Consider the following 19,898-nt stretch of genomic DNA (forward strand, 5'->3'; position numbering starts at 1 on the left):
TGTCTCTAAAAACTGATGGCATCAACAACACGGCCTGCGTTGACCCCAAAAAGGAGATCATCAGGCAGGCCGCAAATTAACAACTCTTTGCGCTTTTGGCATCATTGCCAACGCGTTTCGTTTTATACCCAGCATCACGGGCCGTGGTGATTAGTCTTTTCCGACTTTTCGTTCGACAGCTTTCAAGCGCTTGCTAATCTCATCGATATTCATCACCAACGCCGCGGTTTTACGCCAAACTTTGTTGGGTTGTAACGGAATGCCAGAGGAGTATACCCCAGGTTCGGTGATTGGTCGCATAACCATTCCCATCCCGGTGACAACTACCTGGTCAGCAATCTCCATGTGACCATTGATCACACTGGCGCCACCAATTTGGCAATAGCGCCCAATCTTCAGGCTACCTGCCATGATCACACCACCCGCGACGGCAGTATTTTCGCCAATCACTACGTTGTGTGCGATCTGACACTGGTTATCTATGATAACACCATTCCCAATCTGGGTGTTATCCAACGCGCCGCGATCAATGGTAGTACAGGCACCAATCTCAACGCGATCGCCAATGATCACCGTACCAAGCTGCGGGATCTTGATCCAGTTGCCACGCTCGTTGGCGTAGCCGAAACCGTCTGCACCAATCACCGTTCCCGATTGGATCAGGCAGTGCTGGCCGATTTCCACTTCGTGATAAATCGTCACGTTGGCCCACAGACGCGTACCTGCGCCGATGCGTGCCTGCTTGCCAATAAAGCAACCTGGGCCGATGACCACGTTATCGCCCAGTTCAACACCGGATTCGATAACCGCATTCGCCCCAACGGCAACGTTCTGCCCAAGCTTGGCCTCAGGAGAGATCACCGCACTTGGCGCGATATCTGCTGCGGGTGCTGGCGTGGTGTCCATCAACTGCGCCATACGCGCATAGGTAAGGTAAGGGTTTTTAACCACCAGCGCTGCGCTACGGCAGTGTGGTAGGTCTGCTTCGGTGAGTACCACGGCACTCGCCTGGCAGGAAGCCAGCTGCTCTTGGTAGCGGCTGTTTGACAAAAACGTGATTTGGCCAGGCTGTGCGGAATGCATAGAAGCAATGCCGGTGATGGCGAGATCGCCATCACCGTGCAATTGTGCATCCAACTGCTGCGCTAAATCAGCCAGTCGAATTGAAGGCATGTCGTTATTTAACCTGTTTCAGCACGTCTGCAGTAATGTCTTTTGAAGAACCTGCGTAAGCAACAGCGTTGGCGTCGATGACAACGTCATAGCCTTCTTTGCTGGCAACGGCTTTCACAGCATCCTGAATACGGCTCAGGATCTTGTTACGCTCTTCCATCTGGCGACGACGATTGTCCTGCTCGAAAGCCTGCGCTTTCTGAGAGAACTGCTCACGCTGAGCCATCACGTCTTTTTCCATCTTGGTGCGATCACTGGCTTTCATGGTAGAACCATCACGCTGCAATTTCTGCATTTTGGTTTGCAGATCGCGTTCCATGTTCTGGAGTTCGCTTGCACGGCCTTTGAATTCGCTTTCCAATTGCTTGGCTACGGTTTCACGAGCTGGCAGCTGTTGGAAAATGCTAGAAACGTTAACAACAGCAATCTTGTCAGCTGCCTGAACGCCTGCAGAAGCAGCCATTGCTAAACCGAGGCCTGCGGCACATAACCACTTTTTCACTATAAACTCCTTACCATCACCCGTTTGTGTCACATGACACTTTTGAAAGTACACAATCTGCCAGACTTAGCGCATTACACAATGAGATTTCTCTCGCTATGAGCTGATTTAAGCCTGGCATTTGCGATTCTTATAACCGTTATGCCCACAGGTTAAACCGGCTATTACCAGGTTTTACCAATGTTAAACTGGAACTGCTCAGACCTGTCGCCGTCGTATTTCTTGATCGGATCCGCATAGGAGAAGACCAACGGCCCCAGTGGTGACATCCACTGCAGCGCAAGACCGGCAGACACGCGAATGTTGCTCGCCTTACTGTAGTCTGGCACCCCATACAACTGCGTATCACTGGTATTTTCCCAGTGGGTATCCCACACGGTACCAGCATCGATAAACAGCGAAGTCCGCACCGAGTTGGCGTATTTCTCGCTGAGGAACGGCGTAGGCGTGATCAGTTCCATACTTGCCACAGCCATGGCGTTACCGCCCACCGCATCGTTCGAGCTACAAATCGGCTGAGAGGTAGTGGTTCCCGGCGCGTACTGGCAAGAATACGAGTTGGAGTTGTAGTACACGGCTTTTGGACCAATGGTGTTGGACTGGAAGCCACGTACGGTACTTGAACCACCCGCATAGAAGTTTTCATAGAACGGCATTTCTTTACCGCCCAACCCATCGGCATAACCCAGACGACCACGACCCAGCAACACCCAGGTCTTGTCATCGTTGAGCGGCATATACTGCGCGGTATCCAACGTCATCTTGTAGTATGAGTTGTCGGAACCCGGTATGGCCACCTTGGTATTGAACGTGGTGCGGTTACCCTGGGTAGGGAAGTAGCCACGGTCCAGATTATTATAGGTCCAACCCAGGTTCAGCGTGAAGTCATCCGCTTTGAAGCTGGCGCGATCCATATAGTTAGGATAATCGCCCATCGAGTTCAGATAGCGCCACATGGCAATCTGCGGCTGCATTTCTGACAGGGAGTTATGGACGTAACCCAAGCCTGCACGCAGCGAGTTGTTCTCGTTGATCGGGAAGCCCAACGTGCCGTCGATACCGTAGCTGCTGTTGGTATAGTCGGACAGATCGGCGTTATCCGCTTTAAAGTCGTTATAGAAGATACGGCCGCCCAGACTCACACCGTCAACGGTGAAGTACGGGTTGGTCACCGACAGCTCGGCATAGGTCTGGTAGTCGTTCTTGGTGCCGCTGATGCCAACAGAGTAGCCTGTACCCAGCCAGTTATCCTGCTGAACACCCGCCTGGAAGCTGATGCCACTTTCAGTACCGTAACCCACGCCAAAGTTCAGCGTGCCGGTGTTACGTTCTTTCACCTTATAGGTGATATCAACCTGATCGGCAGAACCCGGTACGCGCTGGGTTTCAACATCCACCGTCTCGAAGTAACCCAGACGGTTCAGACGCTCTTTACCCTGCTCGACCTGATCGTTACCCAGCCACGCCCCTTCCATCTGGCGCATTTCGCGGCGCAGAACGGAATCTTTACTGGTGTCGTTGCCTTCGAACTTGATGCGACGCACATAGAAACGGTTACCCGCGTCGATGTTGACGTTCAGCTTCACGGTTTTATCCGTGTCGTTGATTTCAGGCTGAGTCTGTACGCGAGGATAGGCATAACCATAACGGCCAAACATCTTCTTGATGTTATCTTCCATTTTGGTCACTTTGGTGCCGTTAAACAGCTCACCCGGCTCAATCTTGGTCAACTGGGCCACTTCTGCCGAATGTCCGGCCAGGTTGCCATTCACCACCACGCCGGAAAGCTTGTACTGTTCGCCTTCGGTGATGTTAACGGTGATATAGATGCCTTTTTTATCTGGCGTCAGGCTGACCTGTGTCGAATCGATATTGAAACGGGCATAGCCGCGATCCAGATAGAAGCTGCGCAGGCTCTCAAGGTCCCCCGCCAGCTTTTGCTTCTGGTATTTGCGATCGGCCACCACGTTCCACCACGGCACATCATCACGCAACTGGAAGTGCGCGATCAGCTCATCGTTAGTGAAGGCATGGTTGCCGACAATGTTGATTTGTTGAATCTTGGCGGAAACCCCTTCCGTGAACACCAGTTTCAGGTCAACACGGTTACGCGGCAACGGCGTGACAACGGCTTTCACCGAGGCACTGTATTTACCGACGCTGTAGTAGAAGTCTTCCAACCCTTTTTCAATGCTGGATAAGGTGGTGCGGTCGAGTGCTTCACCAACCCGGACGCCAGAGGCTTCCAGGTTTTGCTTGAGCATGTCATCTTTCACCGATTTGTTACCGGAGAAAGTGATGCTGGCAATGGTAGGGCGTTCCTTAACCTGAACAATCAGCGTATCACCATCGCGCAGTACGCGAACGTCCTCGAAGTTGCCAGTGGCAAACAAGGCACGGATGGTGTTACCGATATCATCATCAGAGACGGTATCGCCTACGCGAACCGGCATGTTGAGTAACGCCGCACCGACGGCGACTCGCTGCAGGCCTTCGAAATGAATATCCTTCACTACGAACCCGTCTGCACCGTATACGGTGGCGCTGCCAAACAGCAGCGACGCTATGAGCAACTTTTTCATCGCCATCGTTGTTATGCGTTCTTCCTAACCTGTCCCCGCCCCTAAAGACGAGAAAAATCATTGAAAAGTGCAAGACCCATCAGCAATACCAACAAGATCGAACCAATGCGGTAGCTGTAGTCCTGTACTCGCTCAGAAACTGGCCCCCCCTTCAGCTTTTCTATCGCCAGGAAGAGAAGATGCCCACCATCTAATACCGGTAATGGGAATAGGTTGATGATGCCCAGGTTGACGCTAATCAACGCCAGAAACATCATATAATACACAAAACCCACCTCTGCTGATGCCCCTGCTCCCTGTGCAATGGAAATCGGGCCACTCAGGTTGTTCAGCTTCACATCACCAGTAATTAATTTACCTACCATGCTGACCGTAAGGTGCATCAGCTGCCAGGTTTTGTCCCCCGCCTGATAAAGCGCAGAGAACGGCCCATATTGACGGATGGTCTTGTACTCATCCGGCAGAGGGATAACTTTTGGTATAATCCCGGCAAACCCCACCGCTTTGTCTTTTCCCACCGGCTTTGTATCTGGTATCAGCGTTAAAGACAAGGGGGCACCGTTTCTTTCGATCTCTAAAACCAGCGGTTGCCCTGGCGCATTGTGGATACGTTTAACCAACGTAACCCAACGGCCAAGTAGCTGACCATCGACTTTAACGATCCTGTCCCCCGCTTGTAAACCAGCCTTTTGCGCAGCCGACCCGGCCTGGACTTCTGCCAGCACGGATTCAATCTGTGGGCCTCGCGGTATCATGCCTAGAGAACGCACGGGATCTTCTTTGTCCGGCTCAAAGCTCCAGTGGCGTAAATCCAGAGTCTTGCTCACCTTTTGTGAAGAACCAAACGGAGCAATTTCTACCTCGGTTTGCGCATCACCGATTTTGGTCACCAACGCCAGACGAACGGATTCCCAGTCAGGCGTTTCGATACCGTCAACGGACTTAAGTTCCATTCCCGGAGAAATTTCAGCATCGGCAGCAATAGATTGCGGAGCAATTTCGCCGATAACCGGGCGATAGCTCGGCACACCGATGATAAAGACGATCCAATAGGCAAGAATGGCAAACAGGAAATTGGCAATGGGGCCAGCGCTGACAATCGTCGCGCGCTGCCAAACGGTTTTATTGTTGAACGCCTCATGACGCAACTCTGGAGCGACCGTTTCGACGCGCTCATCGAGCATTTTGACATAGCCGCCAAGGGGGATCATGGCGACAACATATTCGGTGCCCTGGCGATCGGTGCGGCGCCATAGCGCACGGCCAAAGCCGATAGAGAAACGCTCCACACGGACGCCACAGCGGCGGGCCACCCAAAAGTGCCCGAACTCATGCACGGTGATCAATATACCCAGAGCGATAATAAACGCGACCAAGTTCCAGAGTACGCTGACCATAGAATCCCTTTACTCCCCCCGCCGATGACGGATTAAAACACTAACAGCATCAAGCAGGCAAATACCGGTACCGCTGCGGTCAGGCTATCGATACGATCCAGAATACCACCGTGCCCCGGGATCAGATGACCACTGTCCTTGATACCGGCTTCACGTTTGAACATGCTTTCCGTCAGATCGCCCAGCACCGAAGCCAACGCCGCAATCACCGAGCAGACCAATAGGGTCATAGGTACCACGTTCAGCGGCGCATAGCGGCCAAACAGCCACGAAATCACGGCAGACGTTACCAGACCGCCGATCAGCCCTTCCCAGGTTTTGCCCGGAGAGACCTTCGGTGCCAGTTTGTGTTTGCCAAACAGCTTGCCGAACATGTAGGCACCGGAATCTGCGCCCCACACCAGCAGCATAACGTACAGCAACCACCAGGCACCGGTAAAATGATTCTCTTCATAGCCGAACTGACGCAATGCCAACATGCCCCAGAAAAACGGCACGATGGTCAACAGGCCAAAGACCAGCCGCAAGGAGCGCGAATTACGCCACAGCGTCGCCGAGCCAGGATAGAACAGCACCAGCAGCAGAGCCACCAACCACCAACCCAGCGACAGCCACAGCGGGCCAGCAATCTGCAATTGGTGAACAGACTGAGGGTAGGCGGGCACGCTGAGCATCATTAGCGCCAATAGGAAGCCGCATAATATCGCCAGCCAGATACGTTGGGGGCGGGCAGTAAAGCCAGCCAACTGCCCCCACTCCCAGGCGGCTAACATGCACACAGCGAGTGTTACCAGGGCAAAGCCCATCGGTGGCAGCAAGAACAGCGCTGCGATAACAATCGGAATTAAAATCAGAGCCGTTATGATGCGAGACTTCAGCAAAAGTTCCCCCTAGGACGCATTAGCGTCGATAGGTGTTGTTCCTCCGAAGCGACGCTCGCGTTGTGCAAATGCATTCAGCGCACCTTCAAAGACAAGTTCATCAAAATCTGGCCAGAGTACATCAGTAAAGTAAAGCTCGGCGTAAGCAATTTGCCACAACAAAAAGTTACTGATGCGGTGTTCGCCGCCGGTACGGATCACCAGATCCACCGGAGACAGATCGCTCATGCAGACGCGCTCGCCCAGTAACTCTTCGCTGATCTGATCGACGCACAGCGTACCCTGCTGCACTTGCTCGGCCAGATCCTTCACTCCCTGAATAATATCCCAACGGCCACCGTAATTGGCGGCAACGTTAAGCGTCAGGCCATCGTTATTTTCTGTCAGTTGCTCCGAGCGGCGGATACGCTCTTGCAAACGTGCACTAAAACGGCTGACATCGCCGATCACTCGCAATCTGACATTATGTTTATGCAGGCTTTTTACTTCGCTGTCCAGTGCGCGGACAAAAAGCTCCATCAGCGCGGAGACTTCCTGCGCCGGGCGGTTCCAGTTTTCGCTGCTGAAGGCATAAAGCGTGAGTGCATCTAAATGGTGACTGGCGGCAAAACTGACCGCACGGCGTACCGATTTCACCCCTGCTTTATGACCGAAGACACGTAACTTGCCCTGGCGTTTAGCCCAACGCCCATTGCCGTCCATAATGATCGCGACATGACGTGGCCCATGAGCAGAAAGATTAGCTTCTTGTTGGTTTGCGGACGACATAACTCGTACTTATTTCCTCGGTAGAAACACCATAGCCTCGCCGGAATATCGAACCTTACGCGCAAAAAAAGCCGTGTGCCTGACACAGCTTTTCAGTCTGCCTGCCTTATGCCCCAGGGAGCTCTCGGCAAGGATTGGCGTAAGTTTTACCCGTCTTCTGGCTTGGCACGGCCCTATTGGCCGCGTTTGTCGGGTAAAAAGGGCTACCAATCCGGCCATTATTCAACGGTATAACCGGTAATTATGGCGCAGACTATAACACCTCCGTGAAGCCTGAACAAACGGCCCCACGGTAGCCTGGCTAGTTTACAAGCAAATTCAGACAATGTAGCAGAGCCGAATTTGCCTGCGGCATACCCCGCTCAAGTGATTAAACCCGCATGTTACGAACTAAACCGCTAGCCACCTCACGCGCCTGGCGATCGACCTCCAGCACCATCTCAATGCTGGTTGGCTCCGGCAGCGCCATACATTCAACAACCTGTTGGTTCACGGCTGAGATATCAGTGAAACGAATCTGTTGCTGTAAGAATGCCGCCACGGCAATTTCATTGGCCGCGTTGAGTGCAGTGGTCGCCGCCTGGCCTGCGTCGAAGGCTTCAATCGCCAAATACAGGCAAGGATAGCGCTCACGCTCCGGCTCAGAGAAGGTCAGCGCCCCGATACGGCAGAAATCTAATGCTGCTACCCCGGAACTGACCCTTTGCGGATAGGCCATAGCATGGGCGATAGGCGTGCGCATATCCGGCGTACCCAGTTGAGCCAGCACGCTACCATCGGCATAACGCACCATGGAATGGATCACCGACTGCGGGTGGAGGATGACCTCCATTTGCTCTGCCGAAGCGTTGAACAGCCAGCGAGCCTCGATATACTCCAGCCCCTTGTTCATCATGGTAGCGGAATCCACCGAGATCTTGCGCCCCATCGACCAGTTGGGATGAGCACAAGCCTGATCCGGCGTCATGGTGGCGAACTGTTCCATTGGCGTAGTACGGAATGGGCCACCAGAACCGGTCAGCACGATGCGCGAAACGCCGTGGGCTTCCAGCGAGCTGTATCCCAGGTGACGTTGGATGCTTTCTGGCAGGCTCTGGAAGATGGCGTTGTGCTCGCTGTCCAGCGGCAGCAGCTGTGCCTGACTCTTCTGCACCGCATCCATAAACAGGCGGCCACAGGTAACCAGAGACTCTTTATTCGCCAGCAGCACCTGCTTACCGGCACGAATAGCGGCCAGGGTGGGTAACAGCCCCGCGGCCCCTACAATAGCAGCCGTCACCTGATCGACGTCGTCTAATGCGGCCAGCTCGCAGGCCGCATGTTCACCGGCCAACACTTCGGTTTTCACACCGTTTTCTGCCAGCACGGCGCGTAACTCATTGGCGGCCTGCTCATCGGCCATTGCCGCATAGCTCGGACGGAATTCAATGCACTGTTGCGCCATGACCGCCACATTGCGGCCAGCCACCAGTGCCTTGATCGCGAAAAGGTCGGGATTTTCCCTGACCACGGCCAGGGTGCTGGTGCCCACGGAACCGGTGGAGCCCAGAATTGTCAGTTGCTTCATGAGATCGCTCTGAATCTACTGCGTGATGAGATCGGAGGTACACCACAGTGTAACTTGCATCACGGCTGGTTTACGCTCTGTGCGTACGATAAAACGAGATCTGCACCACAAAAAATAAAGCGCCGCCAAGGCGACGCTCTATTTCAAGGCGATGGAGATTAGAAATCCATCAGTTCTTTTTCTTTATCGGCCAATGCCGCATCAAGCAGTTTGATGTAGGCATCGGTCATTTTCTGGATATCGTCTTGTGAACGGCGATCTTCATCTTCGCTGATCTCTTTGTCTTTCAGCAGTGCCTTCACTTTATCGTTGGCATCGCGGCGCACGTTACGCACGGCCACACGGCCCTGCTCGGCTTCGCCACGTACGACCTTGATCAGATCCTTACGGCGCTCTTCCGTCAGCGGAGGAAGCGGAACGCGGATCACGGTGCCAGCCGAGCTTGGGTTCAGGCCCAGATCGGAAGACATAATGGCTTTTTCTACTGCCGACCCCAGAGAACGGTCAAACAGGTTGATCGCCAGCGTACGGGAATCTTCTACCGTGACGTTGGCCAGTTGGCGCAGCGGCGTTGCTGCACCGTAGTATTCCACCATGATGCCGTCCAGGATGCTTGGAGAAGCACGGCCAGTACGGATCTTGCTGATTTGGTTTTTGAATGCTTCGACGCTTTTTTCCATGCGTGAATCAGCATCTTTTCTGATTTCATTAATCACGTTGCGAACCCTTGGAAGCTGGTTACTTGGCAGGCTGTACTGAAAAGTATAGCCCGTGAATTTTACTTATCAGAAGCACACAACGCCTGGCGTTACCCGCTCCTGCGAAATTTGGCCAAACAGCCGTTATTTGGTGATCAGAGTACCTTCGTTCTCACCCATCACCACGCGACGCAGTGCGCCCGGCTTGTTCATGTTGAATACGCGGATCGGCAAGCCATGGTCGCGAGCCAGCGTAAACGCCGCCAGATCCATCACTTTTAGCTCACGCTCCAACACGTCCTGGTAGGTGATCTGTTCGTACAGCGTTGCGTCCGGGTTTTTCACCGGGTCAGCGGAGTATACACCATCCACTTTAGTCGCTTTCAATACCACATCGGCTTCAATTTCGATGCCGCGCAGGCAGGCCGCAGAATCCGTGGTAAAGAACGGGTTACCCGTACCGGCGGAGAAAATCACCACGCGGTTGTTGCGCAGCAGGCTGATCGCCTCTGCCCAGCTGTAGTTGTCACATACGCCATTCAACGGAATGGCAGACATCAGGCGGGCGTTCACATAGGCACGGTGCAGTGCATCACGCATAGCCAGGCCGTTCATCACGGTAGCCAGCATTCCCATGTGGTCGCCCACTACGCGGTTCATGCCGGCTTGTGCCAGACCTGCACCACGGAAAAGATTGCCACCGCCAATAACTACACCGACCTGGATGCCCAGCTCGACCAGCTCTTTTACTTCCTGAGCCATGCGATCCAAAACGCTAGCGTCGATCCCAAAGCCTTCTGCACCTTGCAGGGCTTCACCACTCAGTTTGAGCAGGATACGCTGATAAACGGGTTTTGCATTGGTTGCCATGGTGTTCTGTCCTAAGAAGCAGTAGTAATAGTATTGGGGTTTTCAACCGATTAGCCTGGGCACGTGGGGCCCACCATCGGCGTTTCTCTGGCTGGATAAAATGGAGCCGCCTCGCGGCGGCTCCATTAACAGCATTAAGACTGTTTGCTCATTGCTGCAACTTCAGCAGCAAAGTCAGCTTCAACTTTCTCGATGCCTTCACCCACTTCAAAGCGGATGAAATTGGTTACGTCAGTGTTGTGCTCTTTCAGCACCTGAGCAACGCTCTTGCTTGGTTCGATCACGAAAGGCTGACCGGTCAGAGAGACTTCGCCGGTGAATTTCTTCATGCGGCCTTCAACCATCTTCTCTGCGATTTCTTTCGGCTTGCCAGACTGCATGGCGATGTCCAACTGAACTTGGTACTCTTTCTCTACCACTTCAGCAGACACGTCTTCAGGCTTGACGAATTCAGGCTTGCTAGCGGCAACGTGCATTGCCAGCTGCTTAACCAGCTCTTCATCCGCGCCTTTGGTAGCGGCAACCAGAACACCGATGCGAGCACCGTGCAGGTAGCTACCCAACACGTCGCCTTCCAGGGAAGCAATGCGGCGAATGTTGATGTTCTCACCGATTTTTGCCACCAGCGCAACACGCTCTTCTTCGAACTGCGCTTTCAGCACGTCAACGTCAGTGATTTTGCCAGCAAAAGCCGCATCCAACACTTTGTCAGCGAAAGCCTGGAAACCGCCGTCTTTAGCAACGAAGTCGGTCTGGCAGTTAACTTCCACGATCATGCCGAAGTTGCCTTCGATCTTGGTTTTGATCACGCCGTCAGCAGCTACGTTGCCTGCTTTTTTCGCCGCTTTGATCGCGCCAGATTTACGCATGTTTTCGATTGCCAGCTCGATGTCGCCATTAGATTCGATCAGCGCTTTTTTGCAATCCATCATACCTGCGCTGGTACGCTCACGCAGTTCTTTTACCAGGGCAGCGGTAATATCAGCCATTTCTTTTTCCTCGGTTATCTCGCTCGGAGATAGTTCTCATTCAGATAAGCAAAGGGGGCCCTTAAAGGCCCCCCTAACCAACATATTCAATACCTGGTTAATAAGGGCTTGACCTTATTATTCAGCTTCTACGAAGCTTTCTTCCGCCTGAACGGCCAGATCTTGAGAACGACCTTCACGGATGGCGGCAGAAACGGCGGTCAGGTACAATTTGATTGCACGGATTGCGTCGTCGTTACCAGGGATGATGAAGTCAACGCCGTCTGGATCGGAGTTGGTATCAACGATAGAGAATACCGGGATACCCAGGTTGTTGGCTTCTTTGATCGCGATGTGTTCGTGATCGGCATCGATAACAAACAGAGCGTCTGGCAGACCACCCATGTCCTTGATACCACCCAGGGAGTTTTCCAGCTTGGCCAGTTCACGAGTGCGCATCAGCGCTTCTTTCTTGGTCAGCTTGTCGAAGGTGCCGTCTTGGGACTGGATTTCCAGATCTTTCAAACGTTTGATTGACTGACGAACGGTTTTCCAGTTAGTCAGCATGCCGCCCAACCAGCGATGGTTCACGAAGAACTGATCGCAGCCGTTAGCATATTCTTTTACCGCTTCGCTTGCTGCGCGCTTGGTACCAACGAACAGGATCTTACCTTTACGGGAAGAGATCTTGGTCAGTTCAGCCAAAGCCAGGTTGGCCATTGGTACGGTTTTTTCCAGGTTGATGATGTGAACCTTGTTACGTGCGCCGAAGATGAAAGGCTTCATTTTCGGGTTCCAGTAACGGGTCTGGTGACCAAAGTGTACACCAGCCTGGAGCATGTCGCGCATGGAAACAGTTGCCATGATTAAAACCTCTATTAGAGTTGATTGGGGTTATGCCTCCACGTATCCCATAACGCCGACCCGGACAATGACGTGAGTCATCTCAAGGCACCCCGGCGGATGTGTCGATACGTGTGTGTTATTTACACAATGTGAGTGCAGTTGAACTACTTCGGTCATTTCCTCACTGGCACTTAAGGCCGAATGCGGATCTGCCGGCGCGCTTTATACCATAAACCCGCCCCAGACACCAACTTTTGTTGCTGTTGGCCTGGCCCTTCACAAATGAAATTTGGCAGCCTCAAGCCGGGCTGATACCATAACTCAATGCCTTATCTTTCTACCTTGTCGACCATAACGACACCTGCGGACTAACTTTCATGGCAATTTCAATTAAAACACCTGATGACATTCAAAAAATGCGCGTTGCGGGCCGCCTGGCCGCAGAAGTGCTGGAAATCATCGAGCCCCACGTTAAACCCGGCGTCACCACCGGCGAGCTGGACAGGATCTGTCACGACCATATCACCAATGCACAGCAGGCAATCTCGGCCTGCCTGGGTTATCACGGCTTCCCGAAATCGGTCTGTATCTCGGTGAACGAAGTGGTGTGCCACGGCATCCCAAGTGACGACAAGGTGCTGAAAGACGGGGATATCGTCAATATCGACGTGACCGTGATCAAAGATGGCTTCCACGGCGATACCTCCAAAATGTTCATCGTTGGTAAACCGACCATTCTGGGCGAGCGCCTGTGCCGCATCACCCAGGAAAGCCTGTATCTGGCCTTGAAGATGGTCAAACCGGGTATCCGCCTGCGCACTCTTGGCAAAGCCATCCAACAGTTTGTTGAAGCAGAGAAATTCTCCGTAGTGCGCGAATATTGCGGCCACGGCATCGGCGAAGGTTTCCACGAAGAGCCGCAGGTGCTGCATTACGATGCCGATGACGGCGGTGTGGTGCTGCAGGCCGGCATGGCCTTCACTATCGAGCCAATGGTCAACGCCGGTGATTACCGCATTCGCACCATGAAAGATGGCTGGACGGTGAAAACCAAAGATCGCAGCTTGTCGGCACAGTATGAGCATACTATTGTGGTGACTGATAACGGCTGCGAGATAATGACGTTGCGCAAGGATGACACCATCCCCAACATCATTACGCACGAGATGTAAGAACCACAGGGTTCTTGTGACAAGCCGGCCTATGCCGGCTTTTTTTATGGGCGGCGAAACATGTCTGAAAATTATCGTGAGCTAGAGACCCCGGCCGTACCCAAGAAGCCGGATGCTCCCAGCACCTATGGCGATGAAGAGATCAATTGCCTGGCCCTCAAACAGCGGCTTGAGCAGTTTCAGCAGTGGCTGGCAGCGGCCTTCAATGCCGGTGCCAGTGCCGAAAGCCTGGTGGCGGCGCGCAGCAAGTTTATCGATCGGCTATTGCGGCGGCTGTGGCTGTTTTACGGCTTTGACACTATCCCCGAAACGGCACTGCTGGCCGTCGGCGGCTATGGCCGTGGTGAACTGCATCCACTGTCTGATATCGACGTGCTGGTGCTCAGCCAGACTCGCCTGAACGATGAACAGGCCGCTCGCGTCGGTGAATTCATTACCCTGCTGTGGGATCTCAAGCTGGAAGTCGGCCACAGCGTGCGCACGCTGGAAGAGTGTCTGCTGGAAGGCTTGGCGGACCTGACCGTTGCCACCAACCTGATCGAGTCCCGCATGATCTGCGGCGATGTCGCTCTGTTCCTGCAAATGCAGAAGCACATTTTCAGCGATGGCTTCTGGCCTTCACCCAAATTCTTTGATGCCAAGCTGATTGAGCAACAGCAACGCCACCTGCGCTATCACGGTACCAGCTACAACCTGGAGCCGGATATCAAGAGCAGCCCCGGCGGCCTGCGTGATATCCATACGCTGCTGTGGGTAGCCCGCCGCCATTTCGGTGCCACCTCGCTCGATGAGATGGTCGGTTTTGGCTTCCTGACCCAGGCCGAACGCAACGAATTGAACGAATGCCAAAGCTTCCTGTGGCGTATTCGTTTTGCCCTGCACCTGGCGCTACCGCGTTATGACAACCGCCTGTTGTTTGATCGCCAGCTCAGCGTGGCCCAACTGTTGCGCTACGAGGGGGAAGGCAATGAACCGGTAGAGCGCATGATGAAGGATTTCTATCGCATGACGCGCCGCGTCGGCGAGTTGAACCACATGCTGCTACAGCTGTTTGATGAAGCGATACTGGCATTGGACGCTACGGAAAAGCCGCGCCCGCTGAACGATGATTTTCAACTGCGTGGCGATCTGATCGATTTGCGCGACGAAACGCTATTTATTCGCCAACCTGAAGCCATCATGCGCATGTTCTACCTGATGGTACGCAACCGTGAAATCAAAGGCATCTACTCCACCACCGTGCGCCAGTTGCGCCATGCGCGCCGCCATCTGAAACAGCCACTGTGCAACATTCCCGAGGCCAGAGAGCTGTTTATGGCCATTCTGCGACACCCTGGTGCGGTTTCACGGGCGCTGGTGCCAATGCATCGCCACAGCGTACTGTGGGCCTATATGCCGCAATGGGGTAGCATCGTCGGCCAGATGCAGTTCGACCTGTTTCATGCCTATACCGTCGATGAGCACACCGTTCGCGTGCTGCAAAAGCTGGAAAGCTTCGCCGATGAAGAGACCCGCCCACGCCATCCGCTGTGCGTGGAGCTCTACCCTCGCCTGCCTCACCCTGAGTTGCTGCTGCTGGCTGCACTGTTCCACGATATCGCTAAAGGACGCGGCGGCGATCACTCCATTTTAGGCGCGCAAGACGCCCTGGAGTTTGCTGCATTACATGGCTTGAACTCGCGCGAAGCGCAGCTGGTTGCCTGGCTGGTACGCTGCCACCTGCTGATGTCGGTTACCGCGCAACGGCGTGATATTCAAGACCCGACCGTGATCCAGCAGTTCAGCAGTGAAGTGCAGAGCGAAACCCGGCTGCGCTACCTGGTTTGCCTGACGGTAGCCGATATCTGCGCCACCAACGAGACGTTGTGGAACAGTTGGAAACAGAGCCTGTTGCGTGAGCTGTACTTCGCCACCGAGAAGCAACTGCGCCGTGGTATGCAGAACAGCCCGGATCTGCGCGAGCGGGTGCGCCACCATCGTTTACAGGCGCTGGCACTGTTGCGCATGGACAATATCGATGAAGAGGCGCTGCACCATATCTGGAGCCGCTGCCGCGCCGACTATTTCCTGCGCCACTCGCCGAATCAACTCGCCTGGCACGCCCGCCATCTGCTGGCCCATGATTCAACCAAACCGCTGGTACTGGTCAGCCACCAGGCGACGCGCGGCGGCACCGAGATCTTTATCTGGAGCCCGGATCGTCCTTACCTGTTTGCCGCCGTTGCCGGAGAAATGGATCGGCGCAATCTCAGCGTGCACGACGCCCAGATCTTCACCAACCGCGACGGCATGGCCATGGACACCTTTATCGTGCTGGAGCCGGATGGCAGCCCGCTGGCCCAGGATCGTCACGCGGCGATCCGTCATGCGCTGGAGCAAGCCATCACCCAGCGAGATTATCAACCGCCGCGCACGCGGCGTCCGTCATCCAAGCTACGCCATTTCAGCGTACCGACCGAGGTCAGCTTCCTGCCAACCCACACCGATCGCCGCAGCTATCTGGAATTGATCGCCCTCGATCAGCCCGGCCTGCTGGCACGCGTGGGGGAAGTTTTCGCCGATCTGGGCCTGTCGCTACACGGCGCACGTATCTCCACCATCGGCGAACGGGTCGAGGATTTGTTTATTTTGGCCGATGCCGATCGCCGGGCGCTGGATCCGCAAACACGCAGAAAATTAGAACAACGGTTGACAGAGGCACTCAATCCAACCGATAAAATGTGATAGAAGTAACCTTTCATAAATAAAATCAGGACAGAGAACAGCATGCAGCAATTACAGAACGTTATTGAAAGCGCCTTCGAACGCCGTGCGGATATTACCCCGGCCAACGTAGACACCGTAACGCGTGAAGCGGTAAACCAGGTGATCGCCCTGCTAGACAGCGGCGCCCTGCGCGTTGCCGAGAAGATCGAGGGGCAATGGGTTACCCATCAGTGGCTGAAAAAAGCCGTCCTGCTGTCTTTCCGTATCAACGACAACAAGGTAATGGACGGTGCAGAAACCCGCTATTACGACAAAGTGCCGATGAAATTCGCTGACTACGATGAAGCTCGCTTCCAGAAGGAAGGCTTCCGCGTCGTACCACCGGCTACCGTGCGTCAGGGGGCATTTATCGCTCGTAACACCGTACTGATGCCTTCTTACGTCAACATCGGTGCCTACGTCGACGAAGGCACCATGGTCGATACCTGGGCCACCGTTGGTTCTTGTGCGCAGATCGGTAAAAACGTTCACCTGTCCGGCGGCGTCGGTATCGGTGGCGTGCTGGAGCCGTTGCAGGCCAACCCAACCATCATCGAAGACAACTGCTTTATCGGCGCGCGTTCAGAAGTGGTTGAAGGCGTGATCGTCGAAGAAGGTTCCGTAATCTCCATGGGCGTTTATCTGGGCCAAAGCACCCGTATCTACGATCGTGAAACCGGTGAAGTGCACTATGGCCGCGTGCCTGCGGGCTCCGTGGTCGTATCCGGCAACCTGCCGTCCAAAGACGGTTCCTACAGCCTGTATTGCGCAGTGATCGTCAAGAAAGTGGACGCCAAAACCCGTGGTAAAGTCGGGATTAATGAGTTATTGCGCACTATCGACTAAGCTTGAACGGCGGGTGCATCACCCGCCATTTTTTTGCCTTCAATACGCGGGCCGTCACAGTCTGTGACGGGCGTTTTCGCCATACTCTCTGGCAGTGGAATATTCCTGATGTGTTTCGATTTGCAGCTTACAACACTGCATATTGCACGTTCAGGGGAATATATAGCCCTATAGATATCAAGTGCAGGTCACAACGCTGCAGCTTGAAAGACGACGGGCTTAGTTGATTAAAAGGTGGCGCTAATTATGTATGACAACCTGAAAAGCTTGGGTATCAATCAACCGGAAGATATCGATCGCTATAGCCTGCGTCAGGAGGCCAATAACGACATCCTCAAGATTTACTTCCGCAAAGATAAGGGCGAGTTCTTTGCCAAGAGCGTGAAGTTCAAGTATCCGCGCCAGCGCAAAACCGTGGTGGCAGACAATGCTGGCCAGGGTTACAAAGAGATCCATGAGATCAACCCCAACCTGCGCTATGTGATCGATGAACTGGATCAACTCTGCCAGCGCGATCAGGTGGAAGTGGATCTGAAACGCAAGATCCTCGATGACCTGCAGCATCTGCAAAACGTAGTCACCAACAAGATTGCCGAGATCGAATCCGATCTGGAAAAACTGACGCGCGGTAAATAACAGCAGTCCTCGGCGATAATTTGATCGCCTGTGTGCCAGCGGGTTCACATTTTGCCGGTTTTCTGTGTGATAGGGTAAATCGGTAATCGATAGGGTTGTTACTGCTCCGGCAGGCAAAACCTAATTCTTTAACGCTTGATGGCTGCGGCCTTGAGTGCTTAAGGGATTAGGTTTTTTTTTGCTCTGAATTCACCACATCACCTTCTGGAAGATACTGATGAAGATAGAATTATTCCCCGACATGGAACAGCTTAACCAGCAGGCCGCCACGCATATCTTGCAGGCCATGCAGCAGCGAACGCACTTCAACTTTGCCCCCACTGGTGGTGCAACCCCGTTAGCCTTGTATCAGCTGTTAATTCCACATTTGCGTGATAACCCAAGCTATCAGCACGTGCATTATTACACGCAGGATGAAGTGCCTTTCCATCCCCATGAAAACCAGACCGGGGCCATTTATCGCCATCTGCAACGCCACCTGTTCCATCCGGCAGGCGTGCCCGATGAGCGTATTCATCCGCTGAACGGCAGCAGCTATCGTCAGGCCGATCGCCAGATAGCCGTCGAAGGTGGGATAGATCTGCTGATCCTCGGGCTAGGCAGTGACGGGCATCTTGCCGCCAACTTGCCTGGAACACCTTTTGACACTGAGGCGCACCGGATTGCCGTCGACCGCGCCAACCCCGAACTGATGGCGGTATTGGCCAAGGAGGTGGGCGGGATGGAATTCGTCCCCAACGCTTATTTCTCTTTGGGACTTAAAAGCATCATGCAGGCCAAAAATATCCTGCTGCTGGTCGGTGGGGAGAACAAGGCAGCGATACTGCAGCAGGCGTTGGAAGGGCCGCTGACAGAAAGCATCCCGGCTTCTCTGCTGCGTTTTCACCCGGCATGCACCCTGTTGGCTGACTTTGCGGCAGCATCACGACTTACGGCCTGAAGGGTTGATTGGAAATGGAGCCTGGTTGCTCACCGCCAGGCATCAGGAAACTATTTCAGCAATGCGCCCCACTGCTCTACCCACGGGCAGGACACCACTTCCGGTTCAGGTTGCTCGATCGCATCGATCTCCAGCACTTCACCTACGCGCGTCGCCCCCTGCTCTTGCAGCAAAGCATCAAAGGTACGCCCGGCACCACAGAAGTTGTCATAGCTACTATCACCCAGAGCAATCAAGCCATAGCGCAGCTCAGGCTGATAGCCCACCTGGTCGCGAATAGCCTGGAACAGTGGTGCGATGCTGTCAGGCAAGTCCCCTTGCCCGGTAGTGGAAGTCACGACCAGCGCATAATGCTGACGGTAAAACTGCCACTCTGCCAGCGTCCCTTCCTCAAACACTTTGACCTCATGGCCCTGTTCTTGCAGGATATTTTCTGCCTCTTCCGCCACCAACAAAGAATTACCGTAGACCGTTCCGACGAAAATACCGACCTGAGCCATCGTTGCTGCTCCTTTATTACCGTTAAAAAATGATTAGCTATCCTGACCGTTAGCCTGAGGAAACTCAAGTTCTGGCAACACGTCATGCCAACCAAATTGTGACATGACACCTTGCCAATCCGCCTCCCAGGGTGCGGAAATATGCAGCGGTTGACCGTTCACCGGATGAATAAGCTGAAGATGGCTGGCGTGCAGCATCAGACGTGAACAACCAAAATGTTCGGCCATCCCCCGGTTTTGCCGCAGATCGCCGTGAGCGGTATCGCCAATAATAGGATGGCGCAGATGCACCATGTGACGGCGCAGCTGGTGTTTACGCCCGGTCTCCGGTTTCAGCTCAACCAGGCTATAGCGCGAGGTGCCATAGCGGCCAATCGCCACCGGCATCTCTACCGTTGCCAACGGCTGGTAATGACTCACGGCCGTTTTAGGGCCTTTGTCCGGGTTGGCATGTTTATCGGCCAACTTATCCAGCTCTTCCGTTAGCGCATAGTCAACGGTCCCGCCCTCTAAAACATAACCCCGTACCACCGCGTGATAAGTCTTCTGCACCTGATGCAGTTCAAACTGTTGCGACAGTGTACGAGCCACCTCGCTGGACAGAGCCATCAGCAATACGCCGGAAGTTGGGCGATCCAGACGGTGCACGGTAAATACGTGCTGGCCAATCTGGTCGCGCACGGTTTGCATCACAAACTTCGTCTCGTGACGATCCAGCCAACTACGATGCACCAGCCAACCTGAGGGTTTGTTAACGGCGATCAGATGTTCGTCCTGGTACAAAACTTTCATAACTTTCCAACTCTC

At 54.0% G+C, this 19,898-nt stretch carries 18 protein-coding genes; 5 read left to right on the forward strand and 13 right to left on the reverse strand.

Annotation, left to right across the window (positions count from 1 at the left end):
* Positions 1-150: 150 nt before the first annotated feature.
* The 11 genes from lpxD to rpsB form a co-directional block, all read right to left on the reverse strand.
* A complete protein-coding gene (gene lpxD / locus KAJ71_RS18985; RefSeq protein ID WP_248947114.1) occupies positions 151-1,173 on the reverse strand; it encodes a UDP-3-O-(3-hydroxymyristoyl)glucosamine N-acyltransferase in 1,023 nt (340 codons plus the stop codon).
* A gap of 4 nt (positions 1,174-1,177) precedes the next feature.
* Positions 1,178-1,675 (reverse strand): molecular chaperone Skp, encoded by a 498-nt coding sequence (gene skp / locus KAJ71_RS18990; RefSeq protein ID WP_065684170.1) that lies wholly within the window; start codon positions 1,673-1,675, stop codon positions 1,178-1,180.
* A gap of 164 nt (positions 1,676-1,839) precedes the next feature.
* Positions 1,840-4,263, reverse strand: a complete 2,424-nt coding sequence (gene bamA, locus KAJ71_RS18995; RefSeq protein WP_248947115.1) for an outer membrane protein assembly factor BamA — start codon at positions 4,261-4,263, stop codon at positions 1,840-1,842.
* Between the two features lie 35 nt (positions 4,264-4,298).
* A complete protein-coding gene (gene rseP, locus KAJ71_RS19000) occupies positions 4,299-5,654 on the reverse strand; it encodes a sigma E protease regulator RseP (RefSeq protein ID WP_248947116.1) in 1,356 nt (451 codons plus the stop codon).
* A gap of 32 nt (positions 5,655-5,686) precedes the next feature.
* Complete coding sequence (gene cdsA, locus KAJ71_RS19005; RefSeq protein WP_248947117.1) at positions 5,687-6,535, reverse strand: phosphatidate cytidylyltransferase; 849 nt, start codon at positions 6,533-6,535, stop codon at positions 5,687-5,689.
* 9 nt (positions 6,536-6,544) lie between these two features.
* Positions 6,545-7,303, reverse strand: a complete 759-nt coding sequence (ispU, locus tag KAJ71_RS19010) for a (2E,6E)-farnesyl-diphosphate-specific ditrans,polycis-undecaprenyl-diphosphate synthase (RefSeq protein ID WP_021179913.1) — start codon at positions 7,301-7,303, stop codon at positions 6,545-6,547.
* 370 nt (positions 7,304-7,673) lie between these two features.
* On the reverse strand, positions 7,674-8,870 hold the full coding sequence (gene ispC, locus KAJ71_RS19015) for a 1-deoxy-D-xylulose-5-phosphate reductoisomerase (protein ID WP_248947118.1): 1,197 nt from the start codon (positions 8,868-8,870) through the stop codon (positions 7,674-7,676).
* Positions 8,871-9,028: 158 nt separating this feature from the next.
* Entirely contained in the window at positions 9,029-9,586 is a 558-nt protein-coding gene (frr, locus tag KAJ71_RS19020; protein WP_024484316.1) for a ribosome recycling factor, read from the reverse strand.
* Positions 9,587-9,712: 126 nt separating this feature from the next.
* Positions 9,713-10,438: a UMP kinase gene (gene pyrH / locus KAJ71_RS19025; protein WP_021179910.1), complete on the reverse strand. Its 726-nt coding sequence runs from the start codon at positions 10,436-10,438 to the stop codon at positions 9,713-9,715.
* Positions 10,439-10,572: 134 nt separating this feature from the next.
* Positions 10,573-11,427, reverse strand: a complete 855-nt coding sequence (gene tsf, locus KAJ71_RS19030; RefSeq protein ID WP_024484315.1) for a translation elongation factor Ts — start codon at positions 11,425-11,427, stop codon at positions 10,573-10,575.
* A 117-nt stretch (positions 11,428-11,544) separates the two neighbouring features.
* The gene (rpsB, locus tag KAJ71_RS19035; protein ID WP_021179908.1) at positions 11,545-12,270 is read right to left on the reverse strand and encodes a 30S ribosomal protein S2; all 726 of its coding nucleotides are present in this window, start codon (positions 12,268-12,270) and stop codon (positions 11,545-11,547) included.
* A 359-nt stretch (positions 12,271-12,629) separates the two neighbouring features.
* On the opposite strand from rpsB, the gene map reads away from it, so the two are divergent.
* From map to KAJ71_RS19060, 5 genes are all read left to right on the forward strand, one after another.
* Entirely contained in the window at positions 12,630-13,424 is a 795-nt protein-coding gene (gene map, locus KAJ71_RS19040) for a type I methionyl aminopeptidase (protein ID WP_248947119.1), read from the forward strand.
* Between the two features lie 60 nt (positions 13,425-13,484).
* On the forward strand, positions 13,485-16,148 hold the full coding sequence (gene glnD, locus KAJ71_RS19045; protein WP_248947120.1) for a bifunctional uridylyltransferase/uridylyl-removing protein GlnD: 2,664 nt from the start codon (positions 13,485-13,487) through the stop codon (positions 16,146-16,148).
* A 42-nt stretch (positions 16,149-16,190) separates the two neighbouring features.
* Entirely contained in the window at positions 16,191-17,015 is an 825-nt protein-coding gene (gene dapD, locus KAJ71_RS19050; protein WP_021179905.1) for a 2,3,4,5-tetrahydropyridine-2,6-dicarboxylate N-succinyltransferase, read from the forward strand.
* Between the two features lie 246 nt (positions 17,016-17,261).
* The gene (locus tag KAJ71_RS19055) at positions 17,262-17,651 is read left to right on the forward strand and encodes a DUF3461 family protein (RefSeq protein WP_021179904.1); all 390 of its coding nucleotides are present in this window, start codon (positions 17,262-17,264) and stop codon (positions 17,649-17,651) included.
* Positions 17,652-17,868: 217 nt separating this feature from the next.
* Complete coding sequence (locus tag KAJ71_RS19060) at positions 17,869-18,591, forward strand: 6-phosphogluconolactonase (RefSeq protein ID WP_248947121.1); 723 nt, start codon at positions 17,869-17,871, stop codon at positions 18,589-18,591.
* Positions 18,592-18,641: 50 nt separating this feature from the next.
* Here the strand turns inward: KAJ71_RS19060 and KAJ71_RS19065 are convergent, their stop codons facing one another.
* Together KAJ71_RS19065 and truC are read right to left on the reverse strand one after the other, a co-directional pair.
* Positions 18,642-19,091 carry a flavodoxin gene (locus KAJ71_RS19065; protein ID WP_248947122.1) on the reverse strand — a complete coding sequence of 150 codons (450 nt, stop codon included), beginning with the start codon at positions 19,089-19,091 and terminating at the stop codon, positions 18,642-18,644.
* A gap of 33 nt (positions 19,092-19,124) precedes the next feature.
* The gene (truC, locus tag KAJ71_RS19070; protein ID WP_248947123.1) at positions 19,125-19,883 is read right to left on the reverse strand and encodes a tRNA pseudouridine(65) synthase TruC; all 759 of its coding nucleotides are present in this window, start codon (positions 19,881-19,883) and stop codon (positions 19,125-19,127) included.
* Between the last annotated feature and the right edge of the window lie 15 nt (positions 19,884-19,898).

Source organism: Serratia silvae (assembly GCF_023282985.1).
GTDB classification, from domain to species: Bacteria; Pseudomonadota; Gammaproteobacteria; order Enterobacterales; family Enterobacteriaceae; genus Chania; species Chania silvae.